Here is a 16,230-nt window from a genome sequence, read left to right as displayed (position 1 = left end):
CGCCTCTGCTGACCTAGCCCAGCACGCCGGCGCCCATGGCTGCCTTGAGATCGCCCATGAGGCTGCCGGAGCGCTCCACCCGCAAGTGGTCACCGAGAACCATCAACTGGGAGTGATCCCCGTTGACGAGGTTCAAGTACACATCGGAATCGCCCGGATTATTCACCAGCACTTGCTTGAGCTTCCGAATGTTATCCATTGTGCACTGGTCGGTGCGCAAGGTCAGGCGCAACGGCAGACCAGCACCGTTGCCGGGCCCGAGCTCGGGGACCTTCACGTCGTCGCCGAACAGACTCATGCGCTCATCACGGATGGAGACGTGCGCCTTGACCAAGATGATGTTGTCCTCGACGATCTGCGGCGCGACAAGGGCGTAGACCTTGTTGAACAGCAGAACCTCCACCTGGGCGCCGTTGTGATCCTCCAGCGTGACGATCGCCCACGGTGAGCCATCCTTCTTGGAATAGCGCCGGTCGACACCGGAGATGATGCCGCCGATGGTCACTTGGTCGCCGTGGCGCATCTCCCCGCCGAGAATCTTCGGCATCGGAGTGTCCGTCTGCGCTTCGAGCGCTTCCTCGAACCCGTCGAGCGGGTGGCCCGAGACATAAAGGCCGAGCATTTCGCGTTCGAGCGCGAGCTTGTGCTTCTTCTCCCATTCTTCTTCCGGCACATCAATGCTGAATGCGTTTGCGGCGCTGTCGTCGCCGTCATCTCCGCCGAAGGACGAGAACAGATCGAACTGGCCCTTATCAGCTGCCTTCTTCGTCGTCAGAACTGAATCGACCGCACCGTCGGAGACGAGCAGCAGCCCCTTGCGTGGATGGCCGAGCGAGTCGAATGCGCCGCCCTTGATCAGCGATTCCGTGATGCGCTTATTGCACGGCAGCAGGTCGATCTTGTCCAGGTAGTCGGAGAAACTCGTGAACGCGCCTTTGGTTCGGCGTGTCTCCATGATGGACTCCACCACTTCCACGCCGACATTGCGGATCGCGGCGAGCCCGTAGCGGATGTCTTTGTCCACAGCGAGGAAGTTTTCCTCCGACTCGTTGATGTCCGGCGGCAGAACAGAAATACCCAAATGGCGGCAGTCAGCGAGGTAAATCGCGGACTTGTCTTTTTTATCGCCGACAGAGGTCAGCAGTGCCGCCATGTACTCGGAGGCGTAATTAGCCTTCAGGTACGCCGTCCAGTACGAGACCAACGCGTAGCCGGCGGCGTGAGATTTGTTGAACGCGTAGGACGCGAACGGCTCGATCGTGCCCCACAGCGCGTCGACCGCAGACTTGGTGTAACCGTTGTCGAACATGCCCTGCGAGAATTTCTCGTACTGCTGGGCGAGCACTTCTGGCTTCTTTTTACCCATGGCCTTACGGAAGCCGTCTGCCTCACCAGCCGTGTAATTGGCTACCTTCTGGGAGATCCTCATGATCTGCTCCTGGTAGACGATGAGACCGTACGTCTCATCGAGGATCTCGCGCAGTGGCTCCTCCAACTCCGGGTGGATCGGCGTGATCGGTTTGCGGCCGTTCTTGCGGTCTGCGTAGTCCCAGTGCGCGTTCACACCCATTGGTCCCGGACGGTAAAGCGCGAGCGAGGCGACAATATCGTTGAAGCCCGTCGGCTTCATGCGCTTGAGCAGCTCCTGCATGCCGCCGGAATCGAGCTGGAACACCCCCAGGGTGTCGCCGCGGGACAAAAGCTTGTAGACATTCGGGTCATCGGTGTCCAAGCCTTCAAGGTCGAGGGTCTCGCCCCTGTTTTTCTGGATATTCTCGATTGCGTCGCCGATGACGGTCAGGTTGCGCAGACCGAGGAAGTCCATCTTCAGCAGGCCGATGGCCTCGCACGCCGGGTAATCCCAGCCAGTGATCAAGGCACCGTCAGCGGGGCGCTTCCACATCGGAATGTGGTCCATGAGCGGAACCGAGGCCATGATCACTGCACAAGCGTGAACGCCCGCCTGGCGCACGACGCCTTCGAGGCCGCGGGCAGTCTCGTAGATCTTCGCCACATCTGGGTCGGTCTCGACCATGGAGCGGACCTCGGCGGCCTCCGAGTAGCGATCGTGCTCCGGGTCGGTGATGCCGGCGAGCGGAATGTCTTTTGCCATGATCGCAGGCGGCAGTGCAGCGTTGATGCGGTCGGCCATCTGGAAGCCGGGCTGGCCGAAATTGACCTTCGCGGCATCCTTGATGGCCTGCTTCGTCTTCACTGTGCCGAAGGTGATCACCTGGGCGATCTTGTCCTCGCCCCAGTTCTCGGCGGCGTAGGTGAGCATCTCTCCACGACGGCGGTCGTCGAAGTCGATATCGATATCCGGTGCGGACGGACGTTCCGGGTTCAGGAACCTCTCGAAGAGCAGACCGTGCTCGATCGGGTCGATATTCGTGATCGTCAAGGCATATGCGACCAGTGCGCCCGCAGCGGAACCACGGCCCGGGCCGACTCGGATGCCCACGGAGCGGGCGTGCTTGATCAGTTCAGCGACGATGAGGAAGTAGGACGGGTAGCCCTTCATGTCGATGACGCTGATCTCGTAATCGGCGCGCTTCAAGTACTCCTCCGGGACTTCCTTGCCCTCGAAGCGCTCCTCCAAACCACGATGGACTTCCTTGCGCAGCCACGTCGTCGGGGTCTCCCCTTCCGGCACTGTCGCAATCGGCATGCGGTCGTGCGGGTGTTCTTCCCACAGCTCGCCGTAGTCGCCCACGCGCTCAGCAATCCAGAGAGTGTTATCGCAGCCGTCCGGCACCATATCGTCCCACGTGGCGCGCATCTGCTCAGCGGACTTGATGTAGAAGTCGGTGGCGTCGAATTTGAAGCGGTCCGGATCGAGCAGCGTCTTGCCAGTCTGGACGCACAGCATTGCCTCATGGGCTGGTGCCTGTGATTCGAGCACGTAGTGGCAATCGTTGGTGACCAGCGGCGGCAGGTCGAGCGCCTGGCCGATGCGCAACAAGTCGTCGCGGACCCGGCGCTCGATGTGCAGGCCGTGGTCCATCAGCTCAAGGAAATAATTGTCCTTGCCGTAGATGTCCTGCCACATCGCTGCCGCTTCGAGCGCTTGGTCGTACTGGCCGAGACGCAGGCGCGTCTGCACGTCACCGGACGGGCAGCCGGTGGTGGCGATGATTCCGTCGGCATGCTCGGCGACAAGCTCTGCGTCCATACGCGGCCACTTGCCCAGCTGCCCCTCGTAAGACGCCAAGGAGGACAGCTTGAACAGGTTGTGCAGGCCCGTGGCGTTCTCCGCCAGCATCGTCTGGTGCAGGTAAGCGCCGGAGGCCGAGACGTCGTCTCCCTTCTGGTCGGGAGTGCCCCACAGCACACGCTTTTTGTTGAAGCGGGATTCTGGGGCCATATACGCCTCGATGCCGATGATCGGCTTTACGCCGGCTTCCACCATCCGGCGGTAGAACGCGTTCGAGCCGAACATATTGCCGTGGTCTGTCATGCCCACGGCGGGCATGCCCTGGCGGACAACTTCCTCGGCCAAGAGATCCACCTTGGCCATACCGTCGAGCATGGAAAACTCGGTGTGGTTGTGCAGGTGAACGAACGAGGAGTTTTTGGCCATGCCGGTAGTTTACTCGTAGCGCAAAGCGTCGATCGGCTGCATCTTGGCGGCCCTGTTCGCCGGGTACGCGCCGAAGAAAACACCGATCGCCATGGAGAAGATCAACGAGGCAAGGACAGCGCTGATCGGAGGCCACGCCATTGGTCCGTATTCGCCACCGCCGAACATGCCGATGAATCCGCTGGCGACCGAGCCAATGAGACCACCCAAAACGATGCCGATGATGCCGCCGAGGAGACAGACCATGACTGCCTCGACGATGAACTGGGTGCGGATATCACGGCGGGTCGCGCCGAGCGCCTTACGCACACCGATTTCGCGGGTGCGCTCGGTAACAGTGATGAGCATGACGTTCATGACACCGATGCCACCGACGAGCAGGGAGATACCGGCAATGGAGGCGATCACAGCACTGATGGCGCCGAAGATCTTGGTGAAGGACGCGAGCTCCGCTTGCATGTCGATGACTTCGGCCTGGGCCGTATCGCTCTTGGAGTACCACCGGTCGACATACTTCTGCAGTTCGTCGCGGAACTCCGCCGGATCTTCGTCACCTTTGGCCTGCACGTTGAACAAATCAGTGCTCGTGATCGGCTCCGCGATACGGTCGATGGAGCTCAGTGGCACAAAGGCTTGGCCAGCAGCGGAATCCTGGCCGAAGTTGCTGGCGTCTTGCTTCTCCGCCTCGGCGACACCGACAATGGTGTAGACACCGGTCGATTCCACGCTCAGATCGATGCGCTTTCCGAGGGCGGCGGCACCGTCGCCGCCAAAGAAGGCGTCGACAAGCTCCTGCGAAACGACCGCGACCGGGCGCTGGCTGTCGATGTCCTGCTGCTCGATTGCGCGCCCGTAGGCGATCTCGACGTTGCGCACTTCCATGGACTCGCCGAGAACTGGGTGCACCTGGACCGAGGCATCCTCACCCTCGAATTTGGCATCGCCGCCGAAGCTGTCCTGAATGTCCACGCCAACGATGCGGTCGCCGAAGTGGTCCTTGAGTTCGTCCAGCTGCTCGAGCGTGACTTTGTCCGCTTCGTCGCCGACAGGCGGGCTGAAGCCGCCCGCGTCCTCGGCGCCGTCCTCGGATTCCTCGGGCTTCTCGGTGATGAACACCGCTTGCTGCGATGCGCCGATGTCCTCGAGGCCGCTGGTCACACTGTTTTGCAAGCCGCGGCCGAGCGTCATAATGATGACGACGGCCATGATGCCGATGATGATGCCCAGCAGGGTGAGGATCGAACGCATCTTGTTCGTCCGCAGACTGCCGAGCGCGAGGTTGACTGATTCACGGAATTCCATGGTTTAGACCGCTCCTCCCGAACGCACGTCCACGACGCGGCCGTCCTTCATTTCGACGATCCGGCTGGTTTCTTCCGCCAGCTCCGGGTTGTGGGTGATGAAGACGATCGCCTTGCCGTATTCCTGGTTGAGCTGGTGGAACAGATCCATCACCATGCGCCCGGTTTCGGAGTCGAGGGCGCCGGTCGGTTCGTCGGCAAGCAGCAAATCCGGGTCGTTGGCGAGGCTGCGCGCGATAGCCACGCGCTGCTTCTGGCCACCGGACAGCTCGTTGGGTGCGTGCTTGATGCGATCGCCCATGCCCACGAGTTCGAGCAATTCCGCAGCGCGCTCCTCGCGCTCCCGCTTGCCCACACCCGCATACATCATCGGCATGGCGACATTCTGCAGCGCGTTGATGCGGCCGACGAGGTTGAAGTTCTGGAAAATGAAGCCGATATTTTCCGAGCGGTACGACGCGAGCTCGTTATCCACTTTCTGGAAAATATCCTCGCCGTTGAACGCGTACCCGCCGTGCGTCGGCTTGTCCAGCATGCCGATCAAGTTCATCAATGTGGACTTGCCGCAGCCGGACGGGCCGACGATGGACACGAATTCGCCGTGGTCGGTGTCGAAGTCGATGCCGTGCAGGACGGTCAGCTCGGTGTCTTTGCCTTGGTTGTAGGTCTTGACGATCCCGCGCATGAAGATCAGCTTGTCGGGGTCGATTTTGACCATGGCCGGCTGTTCGCCGCCGTTGATGGCAGTGCTCACAGGGCTATTCTCCCCCTACTTGTCCGATTTGTCGGACTGCTCGTCCTGATCAGCCTTGTCGTCCTTCTCACCATCGCCGGACGATCCGGGGCCGAAATTCTCGTCATTGATGCTGAGGGTCTCGCCCACGCGACCGCGGAAATCATCCGGCCACGCGATGACGATATCGCCTTCTTTGAGATCACCGCTGGTGACCGCGATGTCGGTATCGTTCTTCACGCCCGTTTTCACGGTGCGTTCTTCGATCGTGCCCTCGGCCGCATCCTTGTTAGCGCGGTTGAGCACGAGCACCTTGTTCTCGTCGTAGACAGCATCGCGCGGGATGCTCAGGTGGTCGCGGTCTTCCTCGGTGATGATTTCTACGCGGGCGGAACCGCCCAGGCGGAGGCCCTTGGTGTCACCGGTGACCTCGATCTCGACCGGGAAGCTGATGCCGGTGTCCTTCTTGCTGTTCTGGCCACCACCGCTGCCAGGGCCGCCCTGCATGGCGCGTGCGGCTGCCGCAGCACCACCGTCTTCGCCGCCGTCGGCCATCGGTGCGACGCGGCGCACCTTGCCTTCGAATTCGCGGTCGCCCGTGACCGGAGTGGTGAAGGTGACGCGGTTGCCTTCCTTCACATTTGCGATGTCGGACTCGCGCACAGTGGTCTTGATCAGGTAGCGCGACGTGTCCGCAATGGTCATGAGCGCGCCGCCGGCCGGGGAGCCTTCCTCAGCCTCAATCTTGGTCACGACACCGTTAATCGGCGAAGTGACTTCACGCTCCTGAACCTGGTGCTCGAGCATGCTGGTGTCAGCGCCACCGCCGCCCGGCATTCCGCCGCCCTGCGCCATCGCTTCCTGCTGGGCGAGCGCCTGCTGCTGGGCCATGGCTTCCTCTTCAGACATGCCGTCCTGGCCCGGCATTCCGCCGCCGCCACCCATCTGTGCCTGCTGCTGCAGTGCGTCCTGCGCTTCCTGTGCGCCCTGGGCGCGGCCTTGCTCGTGGGCTTCGCTCAACGCCTTTTCGATCTGCTCGCGGGACGGGCCCTTCTCTTCCGGAGCAGGTGCCGGCTGGGGTGCCGGGGCGGGGCCGGGCAGAACCTGCTTGATGCAGTCGTCGATCGTCTTGCGCGCGTCATCGACCATCCGCTTCACGTTGTTCGACGCGGCGGTCATCTCGACGGGTTCCCCGCCGGCCTGGCCCTGGCTCGTCAGCTGCTCGTTCGCCTGACGCTGGGCGTCGATCTCGCGCTCAATCGAGGAGGTGTCCATGGTGACCAGGAGCTGCCCCTGCTTCACCTTGTCGCCGACGCCGACGTGGATCTTCTCCACCGGAACCTGCAGCGTGGTGGAGATGCCAGCCTGACGAATCGGGGCGATCGAACCGTCGACGATGATGCTGTTGACCACTTCTTCCTTGGCCACGACATCGTATTCGCCAGCGCCGAGGGAGGCTCCATCTTCCTTGTCGCCGCCGCCTCCGCCCAGACCGCACGCCGTTGCGAAGAACAGGGTCGAAGCGATAGCGATCGACGCCCCGGTTTTACGGATAGCTGACACGTCTCATCTCCTCGTTTAAGGATCGAAAATTAACCTTCAATGACCTTACACGTTCGGAAGGCCTCACCGATAGGCGCTTAACGAGCCTGAATATTCACTGAACGTACCCCGAAAGCGCCCCACACGGCATCGGATGGAAGGGCCTCGACAGAGGCGATCCTGTCGCCGGAGGACAGCGCGCGCAGCACATCGCCGGTGTCGTGGACGACGGCGCCGGCAATGTCGCCGTCCACCGCGATCCGGAAGATATCGGTCCTGTCGCGCCCCTCCTCCGGTTCGCCGACGGGCTTGAGCGGAGCATTGGGCGGAATCACGGCGTCGACCCTTCGCACGGGTTCGAGCACCGCGGAGGCCTCCTCCGCAGAAGCATCAGCAGCAAAGGTCACAAGTGCGAAGACCGGCTCGTCATCCGGTGCCTCAGCCAGCGAGCGGTCCGCGCGTTCGACATACTCTGCGAAAGTCTCGCCGTTGTCCTGCCCCAACGTGTCGCCAAGCGGGACCGATTCGAAGCGCGTGCGGGTGCCCAGCGCGGAGATGAGTGCCACGAGCACACCGGCGGCAACAGCACCGAGGATTAAGGCTGCGCCCGCCGCGAATTCACGCCGGTTCATGCGCGCAGCTTTTCGACGGCCCGTTGGAGATCCTCCGGGTACGGCGAGGTGACGTCCATCCACTTCCCTGTTCCGGGGTGGGTGAAACCGAGCCCGGTGGCGTGCAGCCACTGGCGTTTGAGTTCCAGCCGTTTGGTCAGGTTCGGATCGGAGCCGTACATCGGGTCCCCGACACACGGGTGGCCGACCGAAGACATATGCACGCGGATCTGGTGGGTCCGGCCGGTTTCCAGGTGGACCTCGAGCAGACTCGCTTCACGGAACGCCTCGATCACCTCGTAGTGCGTCACCGACGGCCGGCCGTCCTGCGTTACGGCGAATTTCCACCCGGAAGATGGATGGCGCCCGATCGGCGCGTCGATGGTGCCCACGATCGGATCAGGCAATCCTTGAACCACCGCGTGATACGTCTTTTCCACGGTGCGTTCCTTGAAGGCCCGCTTGAGCACTGAGTAGCCGGGGATCGAATTGGCCACGACCATCACGCCGGAGGTGCCCACATCGAGGCGCTGGACGATGCCTTTGCGCTCGGGCGGACCGGCGTCAGGTAGCTGGAAGCCCATGGCCACTAAGCCGCCGACGACGGTCGGGCCTTCCCAACCGAGCGTCGGGTGAGCCGCCACACCGACGGGCTTGTCCACGACGATGACATCCTCGTCGTCGTAGAGAATCTCCAACCCCTCCACCGGTTCGTCCTTCGGCATGGGCACGGTCTTGGGTTCCGGCAGGGTCACCTCGAGGGTCTGCCCGGGGGTGAGGCGGGTGGATTTAGGGACCACGGTGCCGTCGATAAGCACATCGAGATCCGCCGCAACCGAGCGTGACACGCCGAAGACCTTGGCCACGGCGGCGTCGACACGCATGCCGTCGAGTCCCTCCGGAACCGTGATCGACCTGTAACCGCTGGTCATGACTCGTCCTTCTCGGCCGTGGCCTCTTCATCCTTGGCGAAAAACAGGGCGAGAATGAACACGGCAACCCCGATGTTGATGGCGGTGTCCGCGAGATTGAACACGGCGAAATCGCCAACGGAAATGTAGTCCACGACGTGGCCGAACCAGAATCCCGGCGGGCGGAACAGGCGGTCGATGAGGTTGCCCAGCGCACCGCCGGCAATGAGCGCGATGCCGAGGACCTCCCAGCGGTTGTGGAGGCGGTGCGCGAACACGAGCGCACCGATGACGAAGGCGAGCTGAATCGCGGTGATCAGCCAGGTGAGGTCCTGCCCCATGGAAAACGCGGCACCGGAGTTGAATAACAGCAGCCAGCGGAACCAGTCCCCGATTACCGCGACGGGCTCACCGGGGGTCAGGGTTGTGACCATGATCTGTTTGACCACCTGGTCCACGAGCCCCACGGCGACCATGATGCCGGCGACCATTGCCACGGTCCGGCGGCGAGTGGTTCCGCGGGCGCTGTTGGGCTTCTGCGAAGTAGAGGTGCTCATCGTCGCCTTACTGTAGTCGGTTACGTGTGCGGTAGGTTCAATGTGTGAGCTTTAGGTATCTGCAAGCAATCATGATCGCGGGCGCGGTAGGCGCTACCGCGGTGCTTTCCGCGTGCTCGTCGCAGGATGCCGACCCGTTCGCGGAGGTCCCCGCATTCAACGTCGACCCGGGACGTGTCACGCTCGTCAACGCCGGCGAGGGCGAGAAGAAGGTGCTCGCTTACGCGACCGAAGGCGCGGAGCAGACCACCGGGATCGAGACCATAAACGGCATCTACCAGGGCCGCGTGGCCACGGACAAGGTCGATCCCAAGGCACCGGAACCCAGCGCCACTGACGCACAGTCGCTGCAGCTCGAGGCCACCAGCAACGGGGAGACCACCGACGTTGTCGCCGAAGGTTTTAGCATGCGCTGGTCCGCCGACCCGAGCGGGCAGATCAACGACGTGAAGCTGCTCCCGGAAGAAGGAAGCAGCGACGAGGACCGCGAACGCCTCGAGCGCGGTTTGCTCCAGCTTCTATCCACCATGCCGGTCTTCCCCCGCGAGGAGGTCGGCGAAGGCGCATCGTGGACGGCGGAGGCGCGCACGACTGGGCAGACCTCGATGAACCGCACGACCACTTACACGGTCACGAAAATCGAGGGGTCCACGGTCACGCTCGACCTTGATATTTCGGAGGAGCTGCCACAAGGCCCCTCTAGCTTCGGGCCTAACCCCGATGGGATTGAAGACGATCGCGATACAGTACAGCTCGAAACCGAAAGCACGAGCACGACATCGCAAGCGGAGATCACGGTCGACCTGACAAAACCGATCCCCGTCGCCGGCCAGAATGCCGCGACGACACGGCTGGTCTATACCGGCCAAAACCCAGACTTCAAGGTGGTCCAGGACATCACCACCGCGACACGATACGGAAAATAAGCCATCATGCCTGCCCCACTCCACATCGGACTCGACGGAATCTCATTCACGTACCCAGACGGCCACCGCGTGCTCACGGACATCTCCTTCGCTGTGCCGTCCGGTTCGGTCACCGGCCTGATCGGCGAGAATGGCGCGGGCAAGTCGACGCTCCTCGGCGTCATCTCCGGCGACCTCACCCCCACCGCCGGAGCGCTGGTCACCCCGCCAGTGACGGGGTTCATCGCCCAGGAGACCTCGCTGCCGTTCACGGAACCCGCGAGCATGCTTATCGACGCCGCCGTGGACGAGCTCCGCGGCGTTGAGCGCGCCATTGCGGATCTCTCCGGCGCGATGGCGGAAGACCCGGAAAACACACGCTTAGCAGATGAATTCGATCTCGCACTGGCCAGGGCTGAGAATTCCGGCGTATGGGAGCTCGATGCCCGCATCGCCGCCGTCTTGGCAGGTCTCGGACTGGCCAATGTGGATCTGTCCACTCCGCTGGGTGAGATGTCCGGCGGGCAGCGCCGCCGTTTCGCTCTGGCTACTCTCCTGCTGCGCCCAGTGGACGCGATGGTGCTCGACGAGCCGACGAACCACCTCGACGATGAAGCTGTGGACTTTCTCGTCGGCGAGCTCGAGTCTTTTTCCGGCCCCGTGCTCGCCGCCTCCCACGACCGTTATTTCCTCGACGCGGTCTGCGATGCACTCGTCGACCTCGACCCGGGTCTCGGTGCGGAGGGCGGTATGGGCGAAGAAACCCGCCAGGGTGCGCGTTTCAGCGGTTCCTTCAGCGATTATTTGAAGGCACGCGAGCAGCGCCGTCAGCGCTGGGCCGCCGACTATGCCGCCCAGGAACACGAGCGCGAGCGACTGGAAAAAGCCGCTGAGCAGTCGGCGGAGGACATCTTCCACTCGCAGGAATCGAAATCCGAGGTCCGCAAAGCCGCGAAGTTCTATGCCGACCGCGCCGCCAAGACCGTGGGCAACCGTCGCCGCGCCGCCGAGAACCGCCTCGAGGAATTGGAGCGGTACCAGATCCCTGCTCCCCCGAAGCCGCTGCGTTTCACCGGCATCCCGGAACACACCGCGACCTCCCTCGGCGTTCCCGCCGTCGTCGCGAACGAACTCGCGGTCCCTGACCGTCTCGCACCGTTGAACCTCAAAGTCCAGCCCGGCGCACAGCTCCTTGTCGAGGGCCCGAACGGCTCCGGCAAATCGACCCTGCTGAAGATTCTGGACGGCGAGCTCACCGACTATTCCGGCGAGCTCGTCATGCCGGAGGAAATGAGCGTTGCCCGCCTGGAACAGGACGATTCATGGACGGATCTCTCCGTCACCGGTGCCGATATCGTGCCGGGAATCGTCGACATGGGGCTCATGACATCAGCGCAGGCCGCAATGCCGCTGAAGGACCTCTCGCTCGGCCAGCGCCGCCGCGTCTCCTTGGGCAAGATCTTGTGCTCTCCGCCGGATTTGTTGCTTCTCGACGAGCCCACCAACCACCTCTCCCTCGCCTTAGCCGAGGAGCTCGAGGCCGCCCTGGTGGATTTCCCCGGCACCGTGATCATCACCAGCCACGACCGGTGGATCCGTCGCCGTTGGCGCCAGCGCATCGCCCAGAAAGACGGACGCGCCACACTTCTCACCCTGTCCACGCTGTGGACCGAGGAGGTGTGGCGCGAAGAAGACTGAGCGAAGTCACCGAGCAATGCTCAATAGCAGTGCTCAGTGACTTCGTGTTCTTTACAATGCCGGGGCCGGTGCGCCGCCCTGTGCCGGAGCCTGTGCACCGTCTGCGCCCTGCTGCGGGCCCTCCGGTGCCGGACCGCCCTGCGCCGGAGCCTGTGCGCCGTCAGCGCCCTGCTGCGGGCCCTCCGGGGCCGGACCGCCCTGCGCCGGGGCCTGGCCGTCCTGGCCTGCCTGGGCGTTGCACATTGCCGGGACCTGCTCCGGAGTCACCGTGTTGGTGATCAGGGTGCAGGCCCAGGACTGGGACAGCTTCCAGGTGTCATCTTCGAAGATGAAGGAGACGTTCTCAGCCACAGACGGGCCCTGGTCCGGCTGCGTGAAGTTCACGGCGGCGAGGACCTCATTCGGGGTGTAACCCGGCAAGATCGGTTCGACGACCTGGAAGTCCGCGCCGGACTCCTTCTTTGCCTGCGTCATGACGTCGAAAAGCTCGCGGGCATTTTCGCCGCCCTGAACCGTCTTCACGCGCTCTTCCATCGGCAGTTCCGGGTTGGTGGCACGTGCGAGCACCTCGTTGAGCTGCTCAGCGGTCGGCTTCTCAGCAGCCGGGGCTGCCTGCTGCGAAGCCGTGTTGGTCTCGGTGGCAGTGTCCGAGTCGGATCCGGTCTCGTCGTTCGAGCACGCCGCGAGGGTCATTGCAGCGCCGAACGCAGCCGCGATGGCGGCGAATTTCCGTGCGGTAGTCGGTGCGTTCATTTATCTCTCCTTGAATTCCGTTAACTGGCCTAACGTTACCGGTGCCAGTTGGTTTAGGACTAATCGGCGCGCCTAATCTGAAGTTCATGAATGCGTTAGAAATCGCTGTGGTCGCCACTGGAGGAACCATCGCCTGTGAGGCAGACGAGACCGGCGCGCTCGTGCCCCGCCGCACTGCCGAAGAGCTGATCGAATCCGCCGGTATCACTGCGCCGTGCCGTCCAGTCGACGTCCGCGCCCTGGATTCGTCGTCGATGACTCTGGCGGATGTCGATGCCCTTATCGCCACCGTTCACGAGCAACTCGCCGATCCATCCGTCGCCGGCGTCGTGGTCACCCACGGCACCGATTCGATGGCGGAGACTGCTTTTGCACTCGATCTATTCCACACGAACCCGGCTAAGTCGGTCGTGGTCACGGGTGCGCAACGCGCCGCCGATGCCGACACCCCCGACGGCCCGGGCAACCTGCGTGCTGCCGCGGATTACATCTCTGGAGCTGTCTCAGGCGACGCCACTGACCGCCGCTGCGCTTCTGGTGTCGTCGTGGCATTCGGCGGCAACATCACCCCGGCGCGGGGCTTAGTCAAGGCGGACACACACGCACTGGATGCCTTCCGCCCCACCACCGGATCAACCGGCGACGAGAATCCGCCTCGCCCCGCTCCGATCCAGCCTGTGCGGCTTGCCGGAATGAAAATCCCGATCGTGGCCGGGTGGGCCGGCGCCGACGGGGACATCGTCGACGCGGTGATCGGGATGGCCCCCGACGGCATCGTGGTCGAGGGCATGGGCTCCGGCAATGTCTCGGAGCAGATGGGCCAGGCGCTGCACCGTGCACTGGACGCCGGGATTCCAGTGGTGGTCACCACCGTCGTGCCGCACGGCAAGGTGGAATTCGCCTATGGCGGTGCCGGCGGCGGCGCAACGCTCGGGGACCGCGGTGCGATTCCGGCCGGGTGGTTGCGCGCCGGTCAGGCACGTATCGCCCTCGCCGCAGCGCTATCGGCAGGTATCGACCCGCGCACGCTTATCGACGGCTCAGGCGCCACACCACCGCACCAGCGATGATGACGACGCTGCCCAGGATGATCCACAGGCTCACCGGCATCTGACGGGCACCGTCATCAGCCGTCGTCATGGTGTCAGCACCGGAAACAGCCTCAGATCCTGCTTCTTCGCCGGACGCTGCTTCTTCGCCAGCTGCTGCGGCCTCCCCAGATCCTGTTTCTTCACCGGCAACGGTCTTTTCGATCCACTCCGCCTGGTCCGCTACCGGGGACACGGCCACCTTCGGGTTGCTCATGAGGTCTTCTTCGGAGGGGTTGTCCGGGTCGTCGAAAAGCCCGGCAGACATCACAGCAGCGACCTTCCCGTCGGCGAAGATCGGGCCGCCCGAGTCGCCGCCTTGGATGCGCGCGCCGTTTTTCAGCGAGACCACGGCAGCCGACGGGGCGTCGAAAAGCGCGGGTGCTTGATCGCCTGCGGAGGTATCGGCATCGCCCTTTGCAACGGGCAGGGTCTTCGAACCGCCGGTGCCCTCCGACGACCAGCCGTACACCGTGACCTCCCCGTTTTTCAGTTCGTCATGGGAGACCTCAGCGAAGTGCTCGAGCTGCATCGGCTCCTCGGTGTGCACCAGGCCGATATCGCCGCGGGGCGCCTTCTCCCAGCGGTCGACTTTGTACATGCGCTGCTGGTCGCCCTCCCCGGTGCGAACAGTGCCGCCGGGTTTGTTGAACATCTCCATGCAGTGGCGCGCGGTGACCACCCAGTGCGGGGCGATCGCGGTGCCGGTGCAGCTGCCGTCATCCGGCTCGTTGTCTTCCATGCGCAGCGAGACGACAGTGCCGGCTTCCGGGGTCGAACCAGCCATGTCTTTGCTGTCCAGTGCCCACGCAGGTGTCGGCGACACCAGCAAAGCAGTCAGTGCGAGTGCGGCAATGCGACTATGAGTACGAGTGAGTTTCATGATTCTCCTTCAAAGAGTTCTACGAGGTTGATGCCGGCTTTGGCACCAGAGCTGTGATTCGGTCGATGCACCAGCGCATCGCCGATTCCATCGGTCCGCGGCGGAAGAAGGCCGACCACGCGACGGCGAAGACAGCGGCGATGATGACGCTGACGGTGAAGCTCAGCCACTGGGCGCTGAGCATGTGCAGGCAGTAGATGGTGAGCGACATCGAACCGAGCGGCTGCATCACCCACGACCGCGGGACAAAACTGCACAGGCCCAGCACGGCGAGTGACATGCCGACCGAACCGGCAATATCCAGCAGCCCGCCGGTATGCCCGTTCGGCTCCAGCCATGCGGACGGCACGATGAAGTTCAGTCGCACGACCACCACGAGCGCGGCGATAACGGCGCCAGCCACAGCCGCAACAACAGTGGCGGTGCGCGAGGGCAAAACACGTTCTTCGGCGACCATTCCCGCGGTCATCAACGCCGCCCACATCACCAGCGGATACGGCGGACCGAAGAGCGACCACGGTTCGAGACCGAACTGGTAGATCAGCCCCGAGGCCACCGACAGCGCCACGCACAGCGCGAGTTTCGCGCGCACGTCCCAGCCAGTGATCCACCCGAGCGCGATCATGGACATGCCAATGGGAAGCAGGACGACGGTGATCTCGCCCGCAAACGGCACGAGCGCAAAGTGCAGCGCGATGAGCAGCACCCCGCGAACGGTGAACTGCAGCGGCCCAGCAGAACGCGCCATGAGCTTCATGGACATACCCGCCAGGAAGGCGAACAGTGCCGCGGGAAAGCCGTACAGCAACTGACCGGTGATCCCGAGGGTGTTCGCGCCCGTCGTCGTCAAATGCGCGGCCATCATCGCGATGAGCGCGACCGCGCGGCACACATCGATTCCTACAATCCGTTTTGGCATGCTTCGCACGCTATTCAGGGCGATGTTGCGAGAGCGTTAAGATCACAAAACATGACCTCGCGCGTACTCATCGTCGAAGACGAGACCTTCCTCGCCGACGCTATAGCGACCGCGTTGAGCAGGGAGAATTTCGACGCTTCCGCGCTTTACGACGGCACACAAGCCCTGACCCACCTCACCTCCCACGCCGCAGATGTGGATGTCGTGGTTCTCGACCGCGACCTACCCGGCGTGCATGGCGATGAGATCTGCGCACGGATCGTCGCTGACTACCCGCATATCCGAGTGCTCATGCTCACCGCCGCCGGGACATTGGACGACCGCTTGAGCGGTTTCGAGCTCGGCGCCGATGACTACCTGCCCAAGCCTTTCGAGCTGCCCGAACTCATCGCCCGCGTGACCGCCCTGTCGCGCCGCTCCTCCCCGCAGCGCAATTCAGTGCTGGTGTGCGGGGACGTGCGTCTCGACGAGACCCGCAAGCGCGTCATGCGCGCCGGTAACGAGATCAACCTGTCCCCCAAAGAATTCGCCGTCCTCAAAGTCCTCATGGAGGCCGGCGGCGCGGTGCTCTCCGCCGAGGAGCTGCTCGAGGAAGCGTGGGATGCCAACGCCGACCCCTTCACCAACTCCCCGCGTGTGACCATCTCGTATTTGCGGCGCAAGCTCGGCGAACCATGGATCATTCACACTCTGCCTGGCGAAGGGTATTTCGCCGCCGACCCCGCAGAGATGGACTCATGAAAGCGGAG

14 protein-coding genes are annotated in these 16,230 nt (G+C 63.4%); 4 read left to right on the top strand and 10 right to left on the bottom strand.

Annotated elements, in window-relative coordinates:
* Window positions 1-13: 13 nt before the first annotated feature.
* The 7 genes from dnaE to lspA all read right to left on the bottom strand — a co-directional run bounded on the left by dnaE (window position 14) and on the right by lspA (window position 9,235).
* The gene (gene dnaE / locus J5Y21_RS00505) at window positions 14-3,580 is read right to left on the bottom strand and encodes a DNA polymerase III subunit alpha (RefSeq protein WP_210571648.1); all 3,567 of its coding nucleotides are present in this window, start codon (window positions 3,578-3,580) and stop codon (window positions 14-16) included.
* 9 nt (window positions 3,581-3,589) lie between these two features.
* Window positions 3,590-4,882 carry an ABC transporter permease gene (locus tag J5Y21_RS00500; protein ID WP_210571647.1) on the bottom strand — a complete coding sequence of 431 codons (1,293 nt, stop codon included), beginning with the start codon at window positions 4,880-4,882 and terminating at the stop codon, window positions 3,590-3,592.
* Between the two features lie 3 nt (window positions 4,883-4,885).
* Entirely contained in the window at window positions 4,886-5,599 is a 714-nt protein-coding gene (locus tag J5Y21_RS00495; RefSeq protein ID WP_282597841.1) for an ABC transporter ATP-binding protein, read from the bottom strand.
* 51 nt (window positions 5,600-5,650) lie between these two features.
* Window positions 5,651-7,177: an efflux RND transporter periplasmic adaptor subunit gene (locus J5Y21_RS11815; protein WP_210571646.1), complete on the bottom strand. Its 1,527-nt coding sequence runs from the start codon at window positions 7,175-7,177 to the stop codon at window positions 5,651-5,653.
* Window positions 7,178-7,254: 77 nt separating this feature from the next.
* The gene (locus tag J5Y21_RS00485; protein WP_210571645.1) at window positions 7,255-7,788 is read right to left on the bottom strand and encodes a hypothetical protein; all 534 of its coding nucleotides are present in this window, start codon (window positions 7,786-7,788) and stop codon (window positions 7,255-7,257) included.
* Window positions 7,785-8,699, bottom strand: coding sequence for an RluA family pseudouridine synthase (locus J5Y21_RS00480; protein ID WP_210571644.1), 915 nt, complete (start codon window positions 8,697-8,699; stop codon window positions 7,785-7,787). Before J5Y21_RS00480 ends, J5Y21_RS00485 begins: the two co-directional genes overlap by 4 nt.
* Window positions 8,696-9,235 (bottom strand): signal peptidase II, encoded by a 540-nt coding sequence (lspA, locus tag J5Y21_RS00475; protein ID WP_210571643.1) that lies wholly within the window; start codon window positions 9,233-9,235, stop codon window positions 8,696-8,698. Before lspA ends, J5Y21_RS00480 begins: the two co-directional genes overlap by 4 nt.
* Before the next feature lie 44 nt (window positions 9,236-9,279).
* Between lspA and J5Y21_RS11810 the strand changes: the two genes are divergently transcribed.
* A complete protein-coding gene (locus J5Y21_RS11810) occupies window positions 9,280-10,161 on the top strand; it encodes a DUF6263 family protein (protein ID WP_210571642.1) in 882 nt (293 codons plus the stop codon).
* A gap of 6 nt (window positions 10,162-10,167) precedes the next feature.
* Complete coding sequence (locus J5Y21_RS00465; protein ID WP_210571641.1) at window positions 10,168-11,838, top strand: ABC-F family ATP-binding cassette domain-containing protein; 1,671 nt, start codon at window positions 10,168-10,170, stop codon at window positions 11,836-11,838.
* 51 nt (window positions 11,839-11,889) lie between these two features.
* Here J5Y21_RS00465 and J5Y21_RS00460 read toward each other — a convergent pair whose 3' ends face one another.
* The gene (locus J5Y21_RS00460; RefSeq protein ID WP_210571639.1) at window positions 11,890-12,591 is read right to left on the bottom strand and encodes a hypothetical protein; all 702 of its coding nucleotides are present in this window, start codon (window positions 12,589-12,591) and stop codon (window positions 11,890-11,892) included.
* Window positions 12,592-12,677: 86 nt separating this feature from the next.
* On the opposite strand from J5Y21_RS00460, the gene J5Y21_RS00455 reads away from it, so the two are divergent.
* Entirely contained in the window at window positions 12,678-13,661 is a 984-nt protein-coding gene (locus J5Y21_RS00455) for an asparaginase (RefSeq protein WP_210571637.1), read from the top strand.
* On the opposite strand, the gene J5Y21_RS00450 is transcribed toward J5Y21_RS00455, so the two are convergent.
* Both J5Y21_RS00450 and J5Y21_RS00445 read right to left on the bottom strand, forming a co-directional pair.
* Window positions 13,621-14,562: a trypsin-like serine protease gene (locus J5Y21_RS00450; RefSeq protein WP_210571634.1), complete on the bottom strand. Its 942-nt coding sequence runs from the start codon at window positions 14,560-14,562 to the stop codon at window positions 13,621-13,623. The two genes, J5Y21_RS00455 and J5Y21_RS00450, sit on opposite strands and share 41 nt — an antisense overlap.
* 19 nt (window positions 14,563-14,581) lie before the next feature.
* Window positions 14,582-15,481 carry a DUF418 domain-containing protein gene (locus J5Y21_RS00445; protein WP_210571632.1) on the bottom strand — a complete coding sequence of 300 codons (900 nt, stop codon included), beginning with the start codon at window positions 15,479-15,481 and terminating at the stop codon, window positions 14,582-14,584.
* A gap of 51 nt (window positions 15,482-15,532) precedes the next feature.
* Here J5Y21_RS00445 and J5Y21_RS00440 point away from each other — a divergent pair, with 51 nt between their 5' ends.
* Window positions 15,533-16,222 carry a response regulator transcription factor gene (locus tag J5Y21_RS00440; protein WP_210571630.1) on the top strand — a complete coding sequence of 230 codons (690 nt, stop codon included), beginning with the start codon at window positions 15,533-15,535 and terminating at the stop codon, window positions 16,220-16,222.
* Window positions 16,223-16,230: the final 8 nt, after the last annotated feature.

The sequence above is a fragment of the Corynebacterium sp. Marseille-P3884 genome (assembly GCF_017942225.1).
Taxonomy (GTDB): domain Bacteria; phylum Actinomycetota; class Actinomycetes; order Mycobacteriales; family Mycobacteriaceae; genus Corynebacterium.
This window is presented reverse-complemented; position numbering and strand designations above follow the sequence as displayed.